Below are 18,415 nucleotides of genomic sequence, written 5' to 3'. Positions count from 1 at the left end.
CGCTTTGGCTATTAGCTGTTGGCACGCTGGCGCTTGGGCTGCTGGTAATTGGGACGCTGGCGCTTTGGATACTCCCGCCCGCCTACCAGACTACGAACTAAGGTCTAAGGTCTACGCCCTGTACACTTTTTTCACGGAACTGATAATCCAATACCCAATCGCCAGAATAACGACCACGCCAATCAATGATGACAACGGATCATCCATGATTCTCAGCACATCAGACCGGCCATACACGGCGACAGGAATAGCCAGGAGAATACCAATCAAGGCCTCGCCGGTGATCAATCCGGAAGCAATCAACAACCCGGTTTGTTCGCTGTCCTTCTTCCGTTTGTCCGGGTTGTCCAGATTCAGCTTTTTACTGTTGGCTAAAGATCGCTGAACCAACCAGGCGATGATTCCACCCAGCATAATCGCACTATCCAGCTCAAAGGGCAGATAAATTCCCACCGCTACAGCCAAAATAGGTATCCGGAATGACGATTTTCTTTTTTTCTGATAAAGATCTGCCAGTATAATCGCCATGCCGATTGCCATACCGATATATACCATATCCCACGGCAAATTGCCCTTAAAAACACCTTCCGCCACACTCGCCATCAAGGTGGCTTGCGGAGCAGCCAAAGCATCCGGATTCGCTTCGGTTACCGGCCCAAAACCATACCCGGTCATGAGCAACTGAAGAACCAAAGGAAGCACCAGAGCAGCAGAAACCACACCGACCATCTGCATCATCTGCTGCCGGAAAGGGGTGGCGCCGAGAATGTGACCTGCTTTAAGATCCTGCATATTGTCACCGGCTATAGCGGCTGCACAACACACCACCGCCCCGACCATAATAGCTGCTGCGGGTCCTCGTTCAGCCCCGGAGCCCATGAGTGCAAGCAGAATCAGCGCAGAAGCCAATATGGTTGCTATCGTCACACCAGATATGGGATTATTGGAACTCCCGACCAATCCGGCCATATATCCAGCCACCGCAGCGAACAAAAATCCGGCAATCACCATGATCATGGCCATAAATATCGAAATGGTAAAGTCGCCGATCACCCGTTCATAGATAATATAGATCGGCACAATTAACGCACCGATCCCAATCAGCACCCAGGACATGGGGGTGTCGAACTCCGTCCGGAGGATCTTACTAGAATCCACCCGGTTCCGCACCGCATGAATTCCGCTTTTGACCGCAAAAACAATCGATGAACGCAAATCCACCAGCGCCCACAATCCGCCCACGACCATGGCGCCCACACCTATATAACGAATTTTAGCCGACCACATGGCATAGCCCGCATCAACGAGAGATGCACCCTCCGGAATTCCACTTCCCCACATGATGATGGGAATGGTGATCCACCAGCTGATCACGCCGCCGGCAAAAACCAGAACAGCAATGCGCAGCCCTACAATATACCCCACGGCTACCAGCGCCGGTGATAAATTGATACCAAAATACAAATAAAGCTTATTCCCCACCAAACCGGCGCCTTCTGACACGCCGCGCCAGATATTGAGCCCGGATTCGATGAGTTTCACGACCCCACCGATCAAACTACCCCAGATCAAATATTTGACCGAATCACCTCCTTCTTCGCCGGATTTCAACACCTCAGAGGTTGCAACTCCTTCAGGAAACTGGAGCTTTTGCTGGACGATTAATGCAGATCGCAAGGGGATGGTAAACAACACCCCCAACACGCCACCACAAAGCGCTATCAGCATGGTCTCCAGATAGTCGAACTCCGTCCAGAATCCCATGAGCACCAATGCCGGAAAGGTAAAAATGACCCCGGCTGCGAGTGATTCTCCGCCGGATGCGGCCGTTTGGACGATATTATTTTCCAGAATATTACTTTTCTTAAACAGCCGCAGAATGGCCATCGAAAGCACCGCTGCAGGTATACTGGCTGATACGGTCATTCCGGCAAACAGGCCCAGGTAAGCATTGGCAGATGCCAGTACCATCGAAAGCAAAGCACCCAAAATAAATGCTTTGACGGTCGTTTCCGGAAGCTTTTTAGACGCAGGAATATAAGGTTTCTGAGAAGGTTTCATACTATTTTAAACTTATTGAGTTTGGTGTGGCTGAGCTCCAGTGTCAGGTTCTGCAATTTCTTCTTCCTGCGGATGACGCAGCGATTCAGCTCCATGAGTCAGTCGCTTTAGGGGCTTCAGGAATAAAAGTACAATCACCCCGGTTAAGGTGCAGAACACGGCGATACCGGTGAATATTTGTAGTTCGCCCGCAGAAGCCGAAGCCTCCCCCAGCCAACCGGCCAGTTTGTTCCCAATACCTGTAGCGGCAAAATACGCTCCCATCATAAATGATGCGTATTTTATGGGTGCAAGTTTTGTAATGAATGATAAGGCAACCGGAGAAGCGCACAGTTCACCAACCGTATGAAAAAGGTAGGCCAGAACCAACCAATACATGGCTGAGGACCCTTCAGACTCAAATTGCATACTTGCAGCGGACATAAACAGAAAGCCCCATCCCATGATAATAACACCAATGGCCATTTTGAACAAAGAAGATGCTTCCTTTCCACGGTGATTGCGACGGTACCAAAACCCGGCTACAGCTGTTCCCAGCGTTATAATAAAAAACGAATTCACACTCTGAAACCAGGAAGCAGGTACCTCAAACATACCAGCACCCATCCAACCGAGGTCCAGCAATCGATTGGTTTTATCATCGGCATATAGATTCATCAAACCTCCCGCCTGTTCAAAAGACCCCCAGAAAACGATGATCAATAAAAATGAAAGAAACATGACCTTCATACGATCTTTTTCCACCTTGGTCAGTGGTCGCTTCATCTCTTCGCGGTCAGGATTGTCAGCAGCCCCAATATAATCACCCACTCCTTCCAGGTATTTCTGTCCGAATAAATAGACAAGGAGCCCCAATAACATTCCAATGGCTGCCAGTCCAAATCCATAGTGCCACCCTATTTTCTCACCAACATACCCTACAATAAGAGCGGACAACAAAGCACCGACATTGATGCCGATATAAAAAATGGTAAATCCTTTATCCCTCCGGTCATCCCCGGGAGGATATAAACCTCCAACCATCGTAGAAATATTCGGCTTCAGTCCACCAACCCCCAGGACGATGAGCAGCAATCCTGTGTAGAACGCCCACGGAGCCTGCAGCGCCAACACACCATGCCCCAAGACCAGCAAAATACCACCCAGCAAAACGGTCTTCTTCTGCCCCAGGAATTTATCCGCGATAACGCCCCCTGGAATAGACATAATATAAACCAGGGCGGTGTACCATCCATACAACTTCAGAGCACTGGCATCAGACCACCCCCAACCGGGGTTGTCTCCTTGCGCCGAGGCCACGAGGAACAGCACCAGAATGGCCCGCATGCCGTAGTAGCTAAAACGTTCCCAAAGTTCAGTGAAAAATAAAACATAAAGCCCAACCGGATGACCAAAAAGTTCCTTGCGTGGAGTTACTTGTATCGTATTTGCCATAGAAAATTTGTAAGAGTTACCAGATATTAAAGCTTTCCGCCCGAGTATTCTACCTATGATTTATACCAGCCAGAACCTCGACACCGTACTATAAAAGATCGATGTAAGATAAAAACGAAAGTGAATATTACAAAATTAATATTGAATCCGGGTCAATAACCACAATGATGGTAGCTCTCTTTTCAGGATTTTGCAAGGAATAAATGCGTGTCGGGTAATATGGTATACGCAATTCCGGCACCACAGATCGGTCCAAATCGCACCCCCCTCATAAAAAAGCTGGACCCCAAAAAATAGTGAGTCATCCGCCTAGGGCATCGGATCCACCACCAACTCCCACCCCATGCTTTCGACCAGCGAGGTGATGGTCTCCAGAATATTTTGACTTTGCTTACGCGCCTGGACAATCATCTCCCCATTCATTATTTTTTCTTCAATAAACTGTTTGGCTTTTTTGTTGATGTCGTTATAATCCGTGGTGCTAAAATAATTAAAGGTTCCTTCCGAGATGTCATAATAATCCAGGCTGTGATCCAGGGAAAGGATTTCCGGTTTCGGAAACTTCTGGATGTGCAAAGTCTTCGCTTGTGGATTGGTGTATGGACGCAACTCAGACAGGTCTACCCCCACCGAAGCTTTAGCTTTCACCCGGACCAGGGCTTTTTTGCGCAGAGGACTAATGTCAAATTTATAATAATCTTTGTGCGTATACAACTCCGTAAAATAGCCTTCGACGGTAATGAGTTTTTGGACACTTTTGATCTGGTTCAAGATGATATCACTTTGCTGAAACACCTTTTGATTTTCAAAACTCCGCACCCAGTTGAACCCACCGATCACAACTGCAATAAGCAGGATACTCAACAGAATAAGCAGAACGTTTTTTATATTTTTCATGGTGTCTAAAATCTATGAATTGCGAACTATAAACTATAAACTACATTCAGTACCCCAAAGTTTCATACCGAAGGTTTTTATGATCGATCAGGATGGCTTTCACCTTCCCCACAGAGATGGGTGATTCGATGATCAAGGGAACCTTATTGCGATCCCGGGACACCCATATCTTCATGCCCCCTTCCTCTTTAAATATATTCCCTGCGATGAGTTTTGGTTCGAAAACATAGGTATCAAAACTTCCGACTCCTTTTACCTTGGTCTGATCATCGGCCCCCTTATACGTCAGGGTGATCGGATATTTTTTCCGATCCAATAGCATATCAAGTTCAAACTTGTTCTGGCTGGCCAGGGACTCAATAGGCGTATTTCGGAAGGCATACATCGTGGATAGAATATCGTGGACACATTGATCGATGGTGATTATTTTTGATTCAGCGGACGCACGGGATTTTCCCATGGTCGATTCAGCCAGCCGGCTATTGCGCATGTAATTTACCTGGTCGTATTTGGTATAACTGCCTTCATTGACGATCCGGGTTGACTGGATAGGCAGCAACGTGGACGCATCCAGGACCGAGTGAAAGGTATCCCGCACTTTAAAAATCCAATCATAACCGCCATAGGTCTTTCCAATAGCCTGCGCGTAGTATTTGTTCCCCCATTGATTGATTTTAAAAGTCACCGTACCCGCCCCGATCCAGATAAAGTTAATATTGTAATAGAGTTTATAGGTCAATACTTCACCATCCCGGAATGTCCTGTTATTCACCCGACAGTAATCATTGGTGGATTCTTCCACCACTTCCCGTCCAGTCTCTACTGCGGATACAGGATGATCCTCTATGCTTGCCTTGGGCAAGAAAAAATAAAGTAATGCCAGCACAAAGTAGGATCTGAAATCACGCATTGAATTCCTGATAATTTATTCTTGGTATATTTATTTACTAACCGGTCAAATCATCACCATAACGATGAGTAAGTCCAATTGATTATTATTTGTGTTAAAATTTGCGCCACTGCGCACCGTGACCTGTCATAAAGCTAATACATTGAGCAGATCATATTTCAACATACTCTACCCAATGAACGAATCAGGACGCAGTGATCTACTAAAATTAATGTTAAAGGTAGGACAAGCAGATTATGAATATAATGATGACCAATCTCCCCGACCACAATTTGATGATCTGCCATATCGTCTGCATAAAAATGCCTACTTTTGAAGCACTAAATCGGTTATCAAACATCAGATCATGCGCATTATAGGAGTAGATCCGGGCAGTACAATAACAGGATACGCCATTATAGAGTGTCAGGGCGACAAAATAAAAGTGCTGACCATGGGAATTATCAAATTATCCAAATTTAATAATCACCAGCAAAAACTTCGTGAAATATTTCTGCGGATCCAGGATGTTATCGAGCGATACAATCCATCAATGATGGGTATCGAGGCCCCCTTTTACGGAAAAAATCCGCAGTCCATGCTCAAATTGGGCCGGGCCCAGGGTGTAGCCATCGCAGCTGCTTCTGCCATGGATCTGGATGTCGAAGAGTTCTCACCCAAACGAATCAAACAATCCATCACGGGAAGCGGGAATGCCTCCAAGGAAAAGGTTGCCGGCATGCTCGCCATCATCGTGGGTGCTAACTTGGACCACAAGACCCTCGATGCGACGGATGCGCTGGCGGTAGCGGTCTGTCTGCACTACGGCCGTAAAAACAACCTCACTGAGAACAAAGGCGGTAGCTGGAATGACTTTATCAAAAAAAATCCGGGGCGGGTGGTGTCGTGATAAGAGAATTTTCACGCTTTTGTTTTTCACCATGAAATATTAGCCGTACATTAGGCTTAAGATAAACCCCTGTCCAAGATGCGATTTTCTTTTTTAGTATTGTTTCTTTTCACAGTGCATGGAATTGGTACGGCTCAAACCGTATACAAAACACCCTCGGGCAAAAAATACCATACGGCTACATGTCGATATGTAAAAAATGTATCCCATAAATTATCAATAAAGGAAGCTCGTAGTAACCGATTGGGTCCTTGTTCCCAATGCAAACCGGATCAACCCTCATCCTCTACATTGCGTAGTTCTGCGAAATTGGGGATTCAGAAAAATGAAGTCCAGGGATCCAGATCCACTGCAGTTCAATGCAAAGGAGTAACAAAGGCCCAAAAAAGATGCAGGCGAAAAACCAAAAACATCAACGGTTATTGCTTCCAACATGAAGGCGGCTGATAAACAGCCCGCGAAGAATTTCATTGCCGTTATTAATTGTTCCTAAGCGTAAAACGCAATTATGACTTTTGCGCCATTTTCGTCCACACAGTAATTTGCATCTACTGCTCCCTGTTGGGTCGGGACAAAAACTTTTTCGTTCGGCCGCATCCAGCTCTCATACCTCTGCCCCATCCCTAAAGGATGGATTTGAAAGTATCGTCGGCGATAATTTATCATTTCATAAATTTCTTGCAACGTATGCAGTAATAGAATAATGGGGTTGCTGTGTATGATAGCTGTAAGGTATGACATATCGTAAAAAAGTGGTCCCACATGGACTTGAACCATGGACCACCTGATTATGAGTCAGGTGCTCTAACCAACTGAGCTATGGGACCAATTTCTTCAAAAGGTACGCAAATCTATGATATATTAATCTTTTAAAAAAGGATTGCCGAAAAAATATTGGTTTTCACAGTCACTATCTGAAAAAATCGAGCAGTATCCAAAAACGAAGCCAACGCCTTTTTGGTTCAATTCTCCAAACAGAACCCTTATCTTCGCACTTCCTGAATAAAGTGTATTTCGAGAAGACGAAAACCATGCCCTATCTAATAAAATCAAAATACAAGCCACCTTATCTTTTCAGAAATGGGCACACGGCCACCATGTATTCCGGTGTGATAAAAAAGACCATCGCTCCGAAGTATGAACAGGAAACCTGGGAATTGGCAGATGGTGATTTTCTTCAGGTGGATGTCCGGATCCGTAATACAGATCGGGCGGTCATTCTGTGCCATGGTCTGGAGGGCGATTCACAGAGTGGTTATATCAATACAGCTGCTGATTACTTTATACGGCGTGGCTATTCTGTATTTGCCTGGAACAACCGCAGTTGCGGCGGCACAATCAATCGGTTGCCCCAGTTATATCACCACGGTTCTGCGGAAGACCTAGAAACCGTTGTGCAGCGGGTTTCAGACCGCAGATTCAATAACATCTACCTCCTCGGCCATTCGCTGGGTGGAGCACAGATATTGAGTTATCTGGGGCGGCACACCATTCCAGATACCGTCAGAGCAGCCGTCGCCGTTTCGACTCCGATCCAATTAAAATCCAGTGCACAGATGATCAACAAGGGGCTGAGCCGCATTTACGCCCGACGGTTTATCAAAAGCTACAAAAAGAAAGTCTTGACTAAAGCGCAGACATTTCCGCACTTACTGGACATCCATCAAGTCAGACGAATAAAAAGGTTTGAAGATATTGCCAATTCTTTTATGGTCCCCGTTCATGGTTTTACCGACCTGGAGGATTACTACCAGCGAGCTTCTCCCGAGTCTACGCTCGATTGCATCCGGACACCAGCGCTGGTACTCAATGCCTGGAATGATCCCATGCTGGGAACACAGGACTATCCCGTTGAGATGGCCCATTACCATTCCTCTCTTTTCCTGGAAACACCCCATCACGGTGGTCATTGTGCTTTTCCGATGCCCCATTCTTACCATTCTTATGCGGAGGTCCGGGCCTATGCATTCTTTGAGGAGATAAGCTCTATCTAAAACACTCGATTTAGATCAAACTAGTTTTTACAACCACTGAAAACTGCTGATCGTTGTCAACAGCATCTGATGAAAATTTGCAGAAGTGGTACAGGAATATACGTTCAGATACATGTTGGGTTTTTAATCAATTATCTTCAATCCACTCAAGTTTTGACTAATACCAATTGTATTTGATAATGCCGTATAAGCTTTTGTAAATATTCAAAAATTGTAGAAGAAAAACACGGAGGGATAGCTGGAGTTACACCGCGGATTTATAACGAAGAGAATCAAAGAATATTTCGGAATATATGCGGCAATTATGAATTCACATGGTATAAAGACTTTCGACGGACAGATGGTCCCACCTCCAACCAAAAATTATCATTATATTTCGGAAATCTAAGAACAGAATGAGCTTAACCACATAAATAAAAAACAAATGAGCCGATCCAACCGACGTCAATTTCTTAAACAAGCTGGACTATTAACCGGAGGTCTTGCCACCATCCCTGCCCTGTCTTATTCGTGCCAATCGAGGCAAAACACTTACCCACAGCCCGGTCTGCAGTTGTTCACAGTACGGGAAGCGATGGATAAAGACCCCGAAGCTGCACTCGCACGCGTCGCAGAGCTCGGATACAAAGAGATGGAAACGGCGAGTTATTCCCCCGACTCAGGATTTTATGGAATGGACATCGATCGTTTTAGGGAAGTGCTGAAAAGGAACGGGTTGAATTCCCCAAGCGGCCACTATGGCTTCGGTGCACCCGACAAACCCGGATCCATCCTCGGCACCTGGGAAGTCGCCGTGGAGGATGCTTCAAAGTTGGGCATAAAATACATGGTCTGCCCGATGCTCTCTTATGATGACCGACAAACCCTGGACGACTACAAGTTTGCCGCAGATGCCTTTAACAAAGCCGGAGAAACGTGCAAAAGCGCCGGCATCCAGTTTTGCTACCACAATCACGCCTTCGAATTCGATAAAATCGACGGACAGGTTCCGTATGATATACTGCTTAACGCCACCGATCCCGATCTGGTCAAAATGGAAATAGACATCTATTGGGTGCGTAAAGCCGGACTGGATCCCGTGGCCATGATCAATGCTCACCCGGGAAGATTTCCACTCTGGCATGTCAAAGACATGGACGACACCCCGGATCAGGGATTTGCCGAAGTGGGCCATGGGGTCATCGACTGGACAGAAATTTTCCCTCTGGCGGATAAGTCGGGATTGGAATATTATTTCGTAGAACAAGACCGAACTGCCGGATCTCCTTTTGATAGCATCAAAAAAAGCATCACCTATCTGAACAACCACATTTTAAAATAATGATTCTTCTCAATATAATTTTCACCCTCGCATTTATCGCCTTTGCTTACGTTAACTTAAATGACGCTGATTCTTGGCTCTGGGTGCCCATTTATATGTATGCGGCTCTCTTGTGCGCTGCGGCCGTATTTGGATATGCTTTCCCCCTAGCTTATCTGGCGGGAATAATTTTTTACCTCATCTATGCACTTATATTGTTCTTCAAAAAAGATGGGGTCTGGGATTGGGTCACCAAACACTCGATGCAAAACATAGCTGAAACCATGCAAGCCACGAAACCATGGGTAGAGCAGACCCGTGAATTTTTTGGACTTTTAATCGTCGCCGGTGCGCTGGCTCTTAATTACTATACGGTCTGATGCAAGAAGCTTCATTCGCCCCAAATAATTTCTTGGGGGAAGAAATAAGTCGAAATTTTATTGTTGTACCTGATACAGCTGATTTTTCACTTGCATTCGTTAAAAATTTTTCACATCTTGAGCCATCATAACTAAAACCATCGGTTCACCTCCGGTCAAGAAAAAATTTCCTAAAAACCCAATAAACCATATTGAATGAAGCGAAGAAAATTTATACAACAGGCAGCCACAGGGGCCGCCGGAATTACAATTCTGCCCCGTCATGTTCTGGGAGGAAAAGGATTTATCGCCCCCAACGACCGAATTAATCTGGGGTATATCGGTGCAGGAAAGCAAATGTACCATCTCTTAAATAAAATTGGAGAATGTCCGGAGACAGTGGCGGTTTCAGCCAGTGATGTTTTTAAGCGAAAACTGGACCTTATGGTGGATGCTGCCACAAAAAACAATACCAAAAATGGTACGGCTCATGATGTCAAAGGATATCACTATTACCGGGAACTCCTTGAACAAGATGATCTTGATGCCGTGGTCATTGCTTCACCGGACCACTGGCACGCCCAGATGGTTATCGACGCGGCCCGGGCTGGCAAAGATATATATTGCGAAAAGCCTCTGGCACTCACGGTCGAAGAAGGTCGGGCTATGGTGCGGGCCACCCGGAAATATGATCGTGTTTTTCAGACCGGTAATATGCAGCGTTCCTGGCGAGATTTCCGCCATGCGGTAGAATTGGTGCGAAACGGTTATATCGGAGAAATCAAAGAAGTCAATGTCAGTGTCGGCGAACCTGTGCGACAATGTGCACTTCCAGAACAAGAAGTTCCTGAAGGACTGGACTGGAATGAATGGGTCGGTCCTTCGCTCTACCGGCCTTATCATGAGGAACTGGCTCCACCTGATATTAATGGACCGTGGGCATGGTGGCGCGGCTATCGGAATTTTGGCGGTGGTCTCATCACAGACTGGGGCGCACATATGTTTGACATTGTCCAATGGGCATTGGACAAAGATGATTCTGGACCGGTCAAATTCCTACCGCCCGAAGAACCTGCCCAATCACATGGACTCACCATGGTTTATGATAATGATATCCGGGTCAACCACAAATTGTGGGGTGGAGAAAAAGATGGCAATGCCATCCAATTCATTGGTTCAGAAGGCCGCATTGAAGTGAGCAGAGGTTTTCTGAGAACATTTCCCAATAAAGAATTGGCCACTCAGGAATTAAAATCCCAGGACGAACGGGTCTACTTCAGCGACAACCACTACCAGGACTGGATCGACGCCATTAAATCCCGGACCCGACCAATATCTGATGTAGAGATCGGTCACAGAACTTCCTCGGTGTGCAACGTAACCAATATCGCCTATGAGCTTCAACGTCCGTTGCTCTGGGATCCGGAAAAAGAAGTCTTCACCGGCGATGATGATGCCAATACGATGGTAGGGCGCGCCTACCGGGGCAAATGGAATTATAAAAACATCTAAATAAAGGATAGCAAGGCAGTCATAGTTTAGGGTTCAGTGAAAGCAGCCCATATGTGGACTCCAGAGCTGAAACAAGGAACCGAGTATCCCTTGTGGACTTCATTTATTAGTCCGTGAAAAAGTTTAAATAATGCATGGCAGACCCTATTTCGTTACACTTCTGAGTTGTTTGCTTTGGGTATCGACCGCATTGGGACAAAACCAAAGGTGCCGGGATCATGGAATAAAAATCGGCATTCTGAATCCTGGCAAGCACAATGCCATTACGGATGTAAAAGGCGTCCAGGTCGGACACCAAACTTTGATTCGTGGCGACAGCATCCGAACCGGGGTCACCGCAATACTACCCCACCCAGGTAATATTTTTCAAAACAAAGTCCCAGCCGCCATTTACATCGGAAACGGTTTTGGCAAACTGGCCGGGTACAGCCAGGTCCGTGAATTGGGAAATATCGAAACCCCCATTATTCTGACCAATACATTGAGCGTGCCGGTCGCCTCGGATGCGTTGATATCTTACACCCTAATGCAACCCGGCAACGAGCACGTCCGGTCTGTAAATGCCGTCGTTGGGGAGACCAACGATGGCTGGCTCAATGATATCCGAGGACGTCACGTTACGGAAAGTGACGTATTGACCGCCATCTCCAGCGCAAAAGGAGGGGCCGTGCAGGAAGGCAATGTGGGGGCCGGAACTGGTAGCGTTTGTTTTCAATACAAAGGGGGGATCGGTACGGCCTCGCGGATCTTACCCGTGAGTTCTGGTGGCTATACAGTGGGCGTATTGGTACAGACGAACTTCGGTGGTGTATTTGAGTTAAACGGTGTGCCCATCGCCAAAGAATTGGGAACTATACCCTCATCTTATACGTACGATGTTGATGGCTCCTGCATGGTTGTCATACTGACCGATGCACCACTGGATGCGCGGAATCTGGAACGATTGGCCAAACGAGCCATGTTGGGGATAGCAAAAACAGGAGGCATTGCTTCCAATGGCAGCGGGGATTATATCATTGCCGCTTCGACGGCCGAAGAAAACTTTATCCCCTACACCTCAACCAAATCCCTGAAAACATATAGTGTGTTGCGAAACGATGCGATGTCCCCCTTGTTTTTAGCAACCATAGAAGCCACCGAAGAAGCTATCCTCAATGCTTTATTCGCAGCAGAAAACATGACCGGCCGGGATGGTCACGCTGTAAAATCATTGCCTTTGAACCAGGTTTTGAAAATCATGAAAAAATACAATAAACGATGAGCCCTATGGTTGACAACACGCTTGACTCCATATCTTTCAACACCATCAGACCGATCAGACCATGAAGAAAAAGTCAGACTTGATCACGCGGCTTTTACCATACGTCACGGTCACTTATTTTATTATTCTAATGGCTGATCTGACATTTACATCGACAAACCAGCCACATCTCCGCTGGTTCTCAAAACCACTCATAGTTTTGACGCTCGTCACAGGACTCATACTTCTTCGCAACACGATAAATAAACGCTATTACATCCCCTGGATGATTGCACTGGTCTTTTCATGGCTGGGTGATGTATTTCTTTTGCTGGATGAATCCTATTTTATTCCAGGATTGGTGGCTTTTTTGTGCGCTCACCTCGGCTATCTCCTCGTATTTTATCGCATCCGACCGAAGGCCTCGATCAAAAAGAAATCTTTTTTATTCACCATCCTTTTGACGATCGCTTTATTCATTCTGTTCTACCGAATCATCCTGGTGGAAACAGGCAATCTTTTCCCGGCTGTTCTGATCTATGCTTTGGTCATCCTGGCAATGTGGTTACTAGCCTCATTCAAAGCACTCCGCCGCTATCAATTCAATTTCTGGTTGTGGGTAGGTGCTTTGCTATTTGTGCTCTCAGACAGTCTGTTGGGATACAACAAATTTGTACAGTTTACCCCGCTAATCAGCGTATTGGTCATGCTCACCTACGGGTTGGCCCAGTATGGACTGTTTCGGGGAATCTTAAAAGTGGAAAAATAGAAAATCAGGCTATTTACATCTCACTTATTTCATAAACCAAAGGAGATTTTATTTATATCAATCATAAGAATTTAGTAAATATATCTTACTTTCTATGTGAAGGAAATATTTGCAATACGACCTTAGTAATATGTCGAAGTACCAAAATAAATATCGTATAGAATCCGCACGTGCCCAGTGGTGGAATTATGGATGGAATGGAGCCTATTTCATTACAATCTGTACGGCCTATCGGGAACATTTTTTTGGAGAGATAAAAGAGGGGAAAATGATACTATCAAATACAGGCGTTATCGCTGACGTATTATGGTGGCAAATCTCCTACCATGCATCTTTTGTAGAATTGGGCGAATTCCAGGTAATGCCCAATCATATCCACGGAATTATAATATTGGATCGACCGGATGTTGAGGCAAGGCCAGCCTTGCCTCTGCACGCCTCGGATCATCCAGAAATCCCGGGGAAAAACAGATTGCGCAATCAGGGGAAAAACACCGTCTCATCGATCGTGGGTGGATATAAATCTGCCGTGACCAAATACGCAAATCGATTGAAACTTCCCAATGGCTGGCAACCCCGCTTTCACGATCACATCATCCGTGATAAGGCAGAATTCGTTAGAATATCCAATTATATTCGTAATAATCTTACTCATTGGAAAGAGGATAAATTTTTTTGAATTATATCATCAACGCAGAAAATGCCCCAAGTACAGACAAGGCATGCCTTGTCTCTATGCCATTACTTCACCAATTCCGGAAATTTCCGTTCAAACTTTTCCACCTTTGGGCGACTCACTTTCTGGATATACGGGTTCCCGGGATTCTGTGGATAGTAGTTCTGATGATAATCTTCTGCCGGATAAAAGGTATCCAGTTTTTTGATTTCTGTCGCAATGGGTTTCTCAAACTTCCCGGACGCATTCAATTCCGCCATATAATTTTCGATTGCATCTTTCTCTTCCGGAGAACGGTAAAACGCGATCGATCGATACTGAGTCCCGACATCGGGTCCCTGGCGGTCCACCTGGGTAGGGTCATGCGCAGCCAGAAAAAACACTTCGAGCAAGGTGTGAAAGGAAATAGAATCGGGATTGTAATACACCTGAACGGTTTCAGCGTGTCCGGTCTGGCCGGTATTGCTTGATTCGTACGTCGGGTTTTTGGTATGTCCGCCGGCATATCCCGATATCGCACGATGGACACCCTTGGTCCGTTCATACACTTCTTCCACGCACCAAAAGCAACCACCAGCTATTGTAAAAATCGCTTCGTCTGGTGCGGCCTTCAGGTCCATGGAGGTACTTCGCTGGTTCAGATCATTCCCGTTCTGATTTCCAGGCTGGTTTCCGGTATTCTGACAATTCACAGCCAGTGAAATCATTGATGCCCATATCCAAAAAACAAATATCTTCATAACTCGTCCCGCACAAGCGGTATTTATTTTGATTTAAAAATTCCACGAACGACATTTCCCGACCGTGGACCGCAAACCGTGGACCATCCAACGACCAACACCCACAGGCTAACGACCAACGATCAATGACCAACAGCGTAGCGTACCAACGACCAATGACCAAAACCCAACGACCAAAAACCTACATCCCCCGACGGTACTGCCCGCCCACGTCATACAATGCATCCGTGATATCTTCCAAAGAACAAAACGGCACAACATCCATTAATGTTTCGAAAATATTTCCATTTTCCAGGGCCGTTTTACGAAGCTCTGCCAATTTCTCCTCCTTGTATCGACGGTTTCTCTCCTGAAATGCCTTCAAGTTTTTGATTTGAATCTTTTTTTCAACATCGGTGCTCCGCATCACAGCCTTTGGTGCAGAATCTTCTGAATCCGGGTTTATAAAAGTATTCACTCCGATGATCGGAAGACTTCCATCTTGTTTCTTCTGTTCGTAGTACATACTTTCTTCCTGTATGGCTGACCGTTGGTACATGGTTTCCATCGCACCAAGGACCCCGCCACGCTCTGTCAACTGATCAAATTCATACAAAACAGCCTCTTCCACCAGATCGGTTAATTCGTGAATGATAAAAGAACCCTGCAGCGGGTTTTGATTTTTGGCCAGACCCAGTTCTTTATTGATGATCAACTGAATAGCGAGTGCCCGACGAACACTTTCTTCGGTCGGCGTGGTGATTGCTTCATCATAAGCATTGGTGTGCAAAGAATTGCAGTTGTCATATATCGCATACAGTGCCTGCAGTGTGGTCCGAATGTCGTTGTACGATATTTCTTGGGCATGCAACGAACGTCCCGAGGTCTGAATGTGGTATTTAAGCTTTTGAGAACGCTCATTCCCACCGTATTTATATTTTATGGCTTTGGCCCATATCCGGCGTGCAACGCGGCCGATCACGCTGTATTCGGGGTCGATGCCATTGCTAAAGAAAAAACTTAGGTTGGGTGCAAAATCATCGATATCCAACCCTCTTGACAAATAGTACTCCACATACGTAAAACCATTGGCCAATGTGAACGCCAATTGGGTCACCGGATTGGCACCGGCTTCCGCGATGTGGTACCCGGAGATAGATACACTGTAAAAATTACGCACCTGTTGATTGATGAAATATTCCTGCATATCGCCCATGACCTTTAAAGAAAATTCGGTGGAAAAAATACAGGTATTCTGGGCCTGATCTTCTTTGAGGATATCAGCCTGAATGGTACCCCGGACTTTCCGAATGGTTTCAGATCTGATCTTTTTATAAACCGCCTCAGGCAAGACCTCCCGGCCACTTACTCCAAGTAAGAGCAATCCAAGTTGATCGTGCCCCTCGGGCAAATCTCCATCATACTGTGGGGGATCCATTCCCAAGGCCTGGTACTTGTTCGCTATTTTTTGTCTTATCTCCCCGGTCAGTCCTTCGGCCCGGATGTATTTTTCACATTGTTGATCGATGGCTGCATGAAAGAAAAAAGCAGTCATCGCCGGTGCCGGGCCATTGATGGTCATGCTCACTGAAGTCTTCGGATGTGCAAGATCAAACCCACTATACAATTTGACCGCATCATCGACGGTACAGATACTGACGCCGGCATTCCCGATTTTCCCATAGATATCCGGCCGTTCAGCCGGATCGGAACCATACAGGGTCACCGAATCAAAAGCGGTACTCAGCCGGCGTGAAGTCATACCTCGAGACACATAATGGAACCGTCGGTTGGTCCGCTCCGGTCCCCCCTCCCCGGCGAACATGCGAGTCGGGTCTTCTCCGATTCGCTTTAGTGGAAAAATTCCTGCCGTGTATGGAAAAAATCCCGGAAAGTTTTCCTGCAACTGCCATTGGAGGATATCACCCCAATCCCGATAAGCGGGTACGGCCACTTTGGGTATTTTCAATCCCGATAGTGAGGTGGTAAAGGATTCTTGTTCGATATTTTTCCCCCGGACCACATAACTAAAAATGTCCGTTTTATAGGACGCGCAAGTCTCCTCCCACGATTCAATCTTCTCTATATTCTCCGGAGCAAGCTCCTCAACAATCTTTTCCTTTTCGGTTTGAAACGCTGCATTATTTTTCAAAATTTGCTGACTTTTACTCAGCACATACCAGTTACTCGCTATATCGGACTGTTTTTGCGCCCATAGATCGTACCGTTTAATACTTTCTGTTATCTCACTCAGATATCGGTTTCGTGATGGTGGAATAATCATCTGACTGTTTCCATCGGGTAGTGCTCCTTCTTGCCCGGGAGAAAATACGCCGGGTTGCAATTGATCCAGTTGATCAATGGTCTTTTCAAACAACAGGTTCATCCCACTATCATTGAACTGAGCCGCCCGACATGCTACCACCGGAAAATCTTTTTCATCCGCTTCCCACAATTGATGATTTCGTCGGTACTGTTTCCGGATCCACCGAAGTGCATCCCGCGTACCTGGCTTGTCTGCCTTATTTAAGGCAATGATATCCGCAAAATCGAGCATATCTATTTTCTCCAACTGACTAGGCGCTCCATATTCAGGAGTCATCACGTACATGCTTCGATCTGAATAATCTGTTACCACCGAATCACTTTGACCAATACCTGAAGTTTCGAGAATAATCAGATCAAAAGGACAGGTCTTTAAAAATTCCAGGACGGAACCCAACGCATTTGAAATCGTTCCGTGCTGCTCACGGGTGGCCATGGACCGCATAAACACGTTCGCATGATCGATTGAGTTCATCCGAATCCGGTCTCCGAGCAATGCACCTCCTGAACGACGTTTGGTTGGGTCCATGGAAAGAATAGCCAGAGATTTATCTGGATACTGGTTCATAAACCGACGAACCCATTCATCGATCAGGCTGCTTTTACCGGCTCCTCCTGTTCCTGTAATACCCAGAATCAACGGAGCCTGACTTCTTTCTGATTGTGAGCGTTGGCTCTTCCCTACCCCTGGTGCCCATATCCCCCGCTCTATGCAGGTTATCCGACGGGCTATGGCATGATCCGTACCATCCTCATCCGGCAAGGGGTCACAAGGCAGGTCGGCATCAATCCGGCCAAGCAAATCCTTGATCATCCCATTCATCCCCAGTTCTCTTCCATCTTGTGGACTGTATATTTTCTCTATACCATGAGCTTCGAGTTCTGCTATTTCTTCAGGCAAAATCACCCCTCCGCCACCACCAAATATTTTAATATGGTCACACTTATTTTTCCGGAGGAGCTGGTGCACATATTTAAAATACTCCATATGCCCGCCCTGATAGGAACTAATTGCAATGGCATGCGCATCTTCCTGAATGGCACATCGGATCACTTCCCGTGCCGATCGATTGTGCCCGAGGTGAATGACTTCTGCTCCCTGGTCCTGCATGACCCGTCTCATAATATTAATGGATACATCATGGCCATCAAATAGGGAAGCCGCTGTTACAACACGGATAGGTAAATTGGAAAGTTCGTTCATGGTAACAATTTAGTAAAAAAGAAATGACTACTCTAGATGCCGTCGTGCCACCCGATTTAGTAAAAAACTAAAATATAATTCTTAAATTATTAGGGTCACGAAAAAATACTTGCTACATTGGGCTCA

15 protein-coding genes and 1 tRNA gene are annotated in these 18,415 nt (G+C 46.1%); 9 read left to right on the top strand and 7 right to left on the bottom strand.

Features of this window, described 5'->3' with window-relative positions:
- Positions 1-111: 111 nt before the first annotated feature.
- From KUV50_RS01760 to KUV50_RS01745, 4 genes are all read right to left on the bottom strand, one after another.
- Positions 112-2,061 (bottom strand): OPT family oligopeptide transporter, encoded by a 1,950-nt coding sequence (locus KUV50_RS01760; RefSeq protein WP_222578361.1) that lies wholly within the window; start codon positions 2,059-2,061, stop codon positions 112-114.
- Between the two features lie 12 nt (positions 2,062-2,073).
- Positions 2,074-3,495 (bottom strand): peptide MFS transporter, encoded by a 1,422-nt coding sequence (locus KUV50_RS01755; RefSeq protein WP_222578360.1) that lies wholly within the window; start codon positions 3,493-3,495, stop codon positions 2,074-2,076.
- Between the two features lie 309 nt (positions 3,496-3,804).
- The gene (locus KUV50_RS01750; RefSeq protein WP_222578359.1) at positions 3,805-4,392 is read right to left on the bottom strand and encodes a DUF4230 domain-containing protein; all 588 of its coding nucleotides are present in this window, start codon (positions 4,390-4,392) and stop codon (positions 3,805-3,807) included.
- Positions 4,393-4,438: 46 nt separating this feature from the next.
- The gene (locus tag KUV50_RS01745; RefSeq protein WP_222578358.1) at positions 4,439-5,302 is read right to left on the bottom strand and encodes a DUF3108 domain-containing protein; all 864 of its coding nucleotides are present in this window, start codon (positions 5,300-5,302) and stop codon (positions 4,439-4,441) included.
- Positions 5,303-5,648: 346 nt separating this feature from the next.
- Here KUV50_RS01745 and ruvC point away from each other — a divergent pair, with 346 nt between their 5' ends.
- Positions 5,649-6,191, top strand: a complete 543-nt coding sequence (gene ruvC, locus KUV50_RS01740; RefSeq protein ID WP_222578357.1) for a crossover junction endodeoxyribonuclease RuvC — start codon at positions 5,649-5,651, stop codon at positions 6,189-6,191.
- A 78-nt stretch (positions 6,192-6,269) separates the two neighbouring features.
- Positions 6,270-6,638 carry a DUF5763 domain-containing protein gene (locus tag KUV50_RS19640; protein WP_222578356.1) on the top strand — a complete coding sequence of 123 codons (369 nt, stop codon included), beginning with the start codon at positions 6,270-6,272 and terminating at the stop codon, positions 6,636-6,638.
- A 306-nt stretch (positions 6,639-6,944) separates the two neighbouring features.
- Here KUV50_RS19640 and KUV50_RS01730 read toward each other — a convergent pair.
- Positions 6,945-7,018 (bottom strand) — tRNA-Ile (locus KUV50_RS01730).
- 204 nt (positions 7,019-7,222) lie between these two features.
- Here KUV50_RS01730 and KUV50_RS01725 point away from each other — a divergent pair.
- From KUV50_RS01725 to KUV50_RS01695, 7 genes are all read left to right on the top strand, one after another.
- The gene (locus KUV50_RS01725) at positions 7,223-8,185 is read left to right on the top strand and encodes a YheT family hydrolase (RefSeq protein WP_222578355.1); all 963 of its coding nucleotides are present in this window, start codon (positions 7,223-7,225) and stop codon (positions 8,183-8,185) included.
- 424 nt (positions 8,186-8,609) lie between these two features.
- Positions 8,610-9,506, top strand: a complete 897-nt coding sequence (locus KUV50_RS01720) for a sugar phosphate isomerase/epimerase family protein (protein WP_222578354.1) — start codon at positions 8,610-8,612, stop codon at positions 9,504-9,506.
- On the top strand, positions 9,506-9,865 hold the full coding sequence (locus KUV50_RS01715) for a transmembrane 220 family protein (protein WP_222578353.1): 360 nt from the start codon (positions 9,506-9,508) through the stop codon (positions 9,863-9,865). Before KUV50_RS01720 ends, KUV50_RS01715 begins: the two co-directional genes overlap by 1 nt.
- A gap of 195 nt (positions 9,866-10,060) precedes the next feature.
- Positions 10,061-11,356: a Gfo/Idh/MocA family protein gene (locus KUV50_RS01710; protein WP_222578352.1), complete on the top strand. Its 1,296-nt coding sequence runs from the start codon at positions 10,061-10,063 to the stop codon at positions 11,354-11,356.
- 130 nt (positions 11,357-11,486) lie between these two features.
- Positions 11,487-12,617 carry a P1 family peptidase gene (locus tag KUV50_RS01705; protein ID WP_222578351.1) on the top strand — a complete coding sequence of 377 codons (1,131 nt, stop codon included), beginning with the start codon at positions 11,487-11,489 and terminating at the stop codon, positions 12,615-12,617.
- 61 nt (positions 12,618-12,678) lie between these two features.
- Positions 12,679-13,365, top strand: coding sequence for a lysoplasmalogenase (locus tag KUV50_RS01700; protein WP_222578350.1), 687 nt, complete (start codon positions 12,679-12,681; stop codon positions 13,363-13,365).
- 130 nt (positions 13,366-13,495) lie between these two features.
- Positions 13,496-14,044: a transposase gene (locus tag KUV50_RS01695; RefSeq protein ID WP_222578349.1), complete on the top strand. Its 549-nt coding sequence runs from the start codon at positions 13,496-13,498 to the stop codon at positions 14,042-14,044.
- 62 nt (positions 14,045-14,106) lie between these two features.
- Here KUV50_RS01695 and msrA read toward each other — a convergent pair whose 3' ends face one another.
- A complete protein-coding gene (msrA, locus tag KUV50_RS01690; RefSeq protein WP_261394953.1) occupies positions 14,107-14,781 on the bottom strand; it encodes a peptide-methionine (S)-S-oxide reductase MsrA in 675 nt (224 codons plus the stop codon).
- 181 nt (positions 14,782-14,962) lie between these two features.
- Positions 14,963-18,289: a methylmalonyl-CoA mutase family protein gene (locus tag KUV50_RS01685; RefSeq protein WP_222578348.1), complete on the bottom strand. Its 3,327-nt coding sequence runs from the start codon at positions 18,287-18,289 to the stop codon at positions 14,963-14,965.
- Positions 18,290-18,415: the final 126 nt, after the last annotated feature.

This window comes from Membranihabitans marinus, from assembly GCF_019802045.1.
Lineage (GTDB): Bacteria > Bacteroidota > Bacteroidia > Chitinophagales > Saprospiraceae > Membranihabitans > Membranihabitans marinus_A.
Note: the sequence above shows the minus strand (reverse complement) of the source record. Positions and strands in the feature narration are given on the sequence as shown.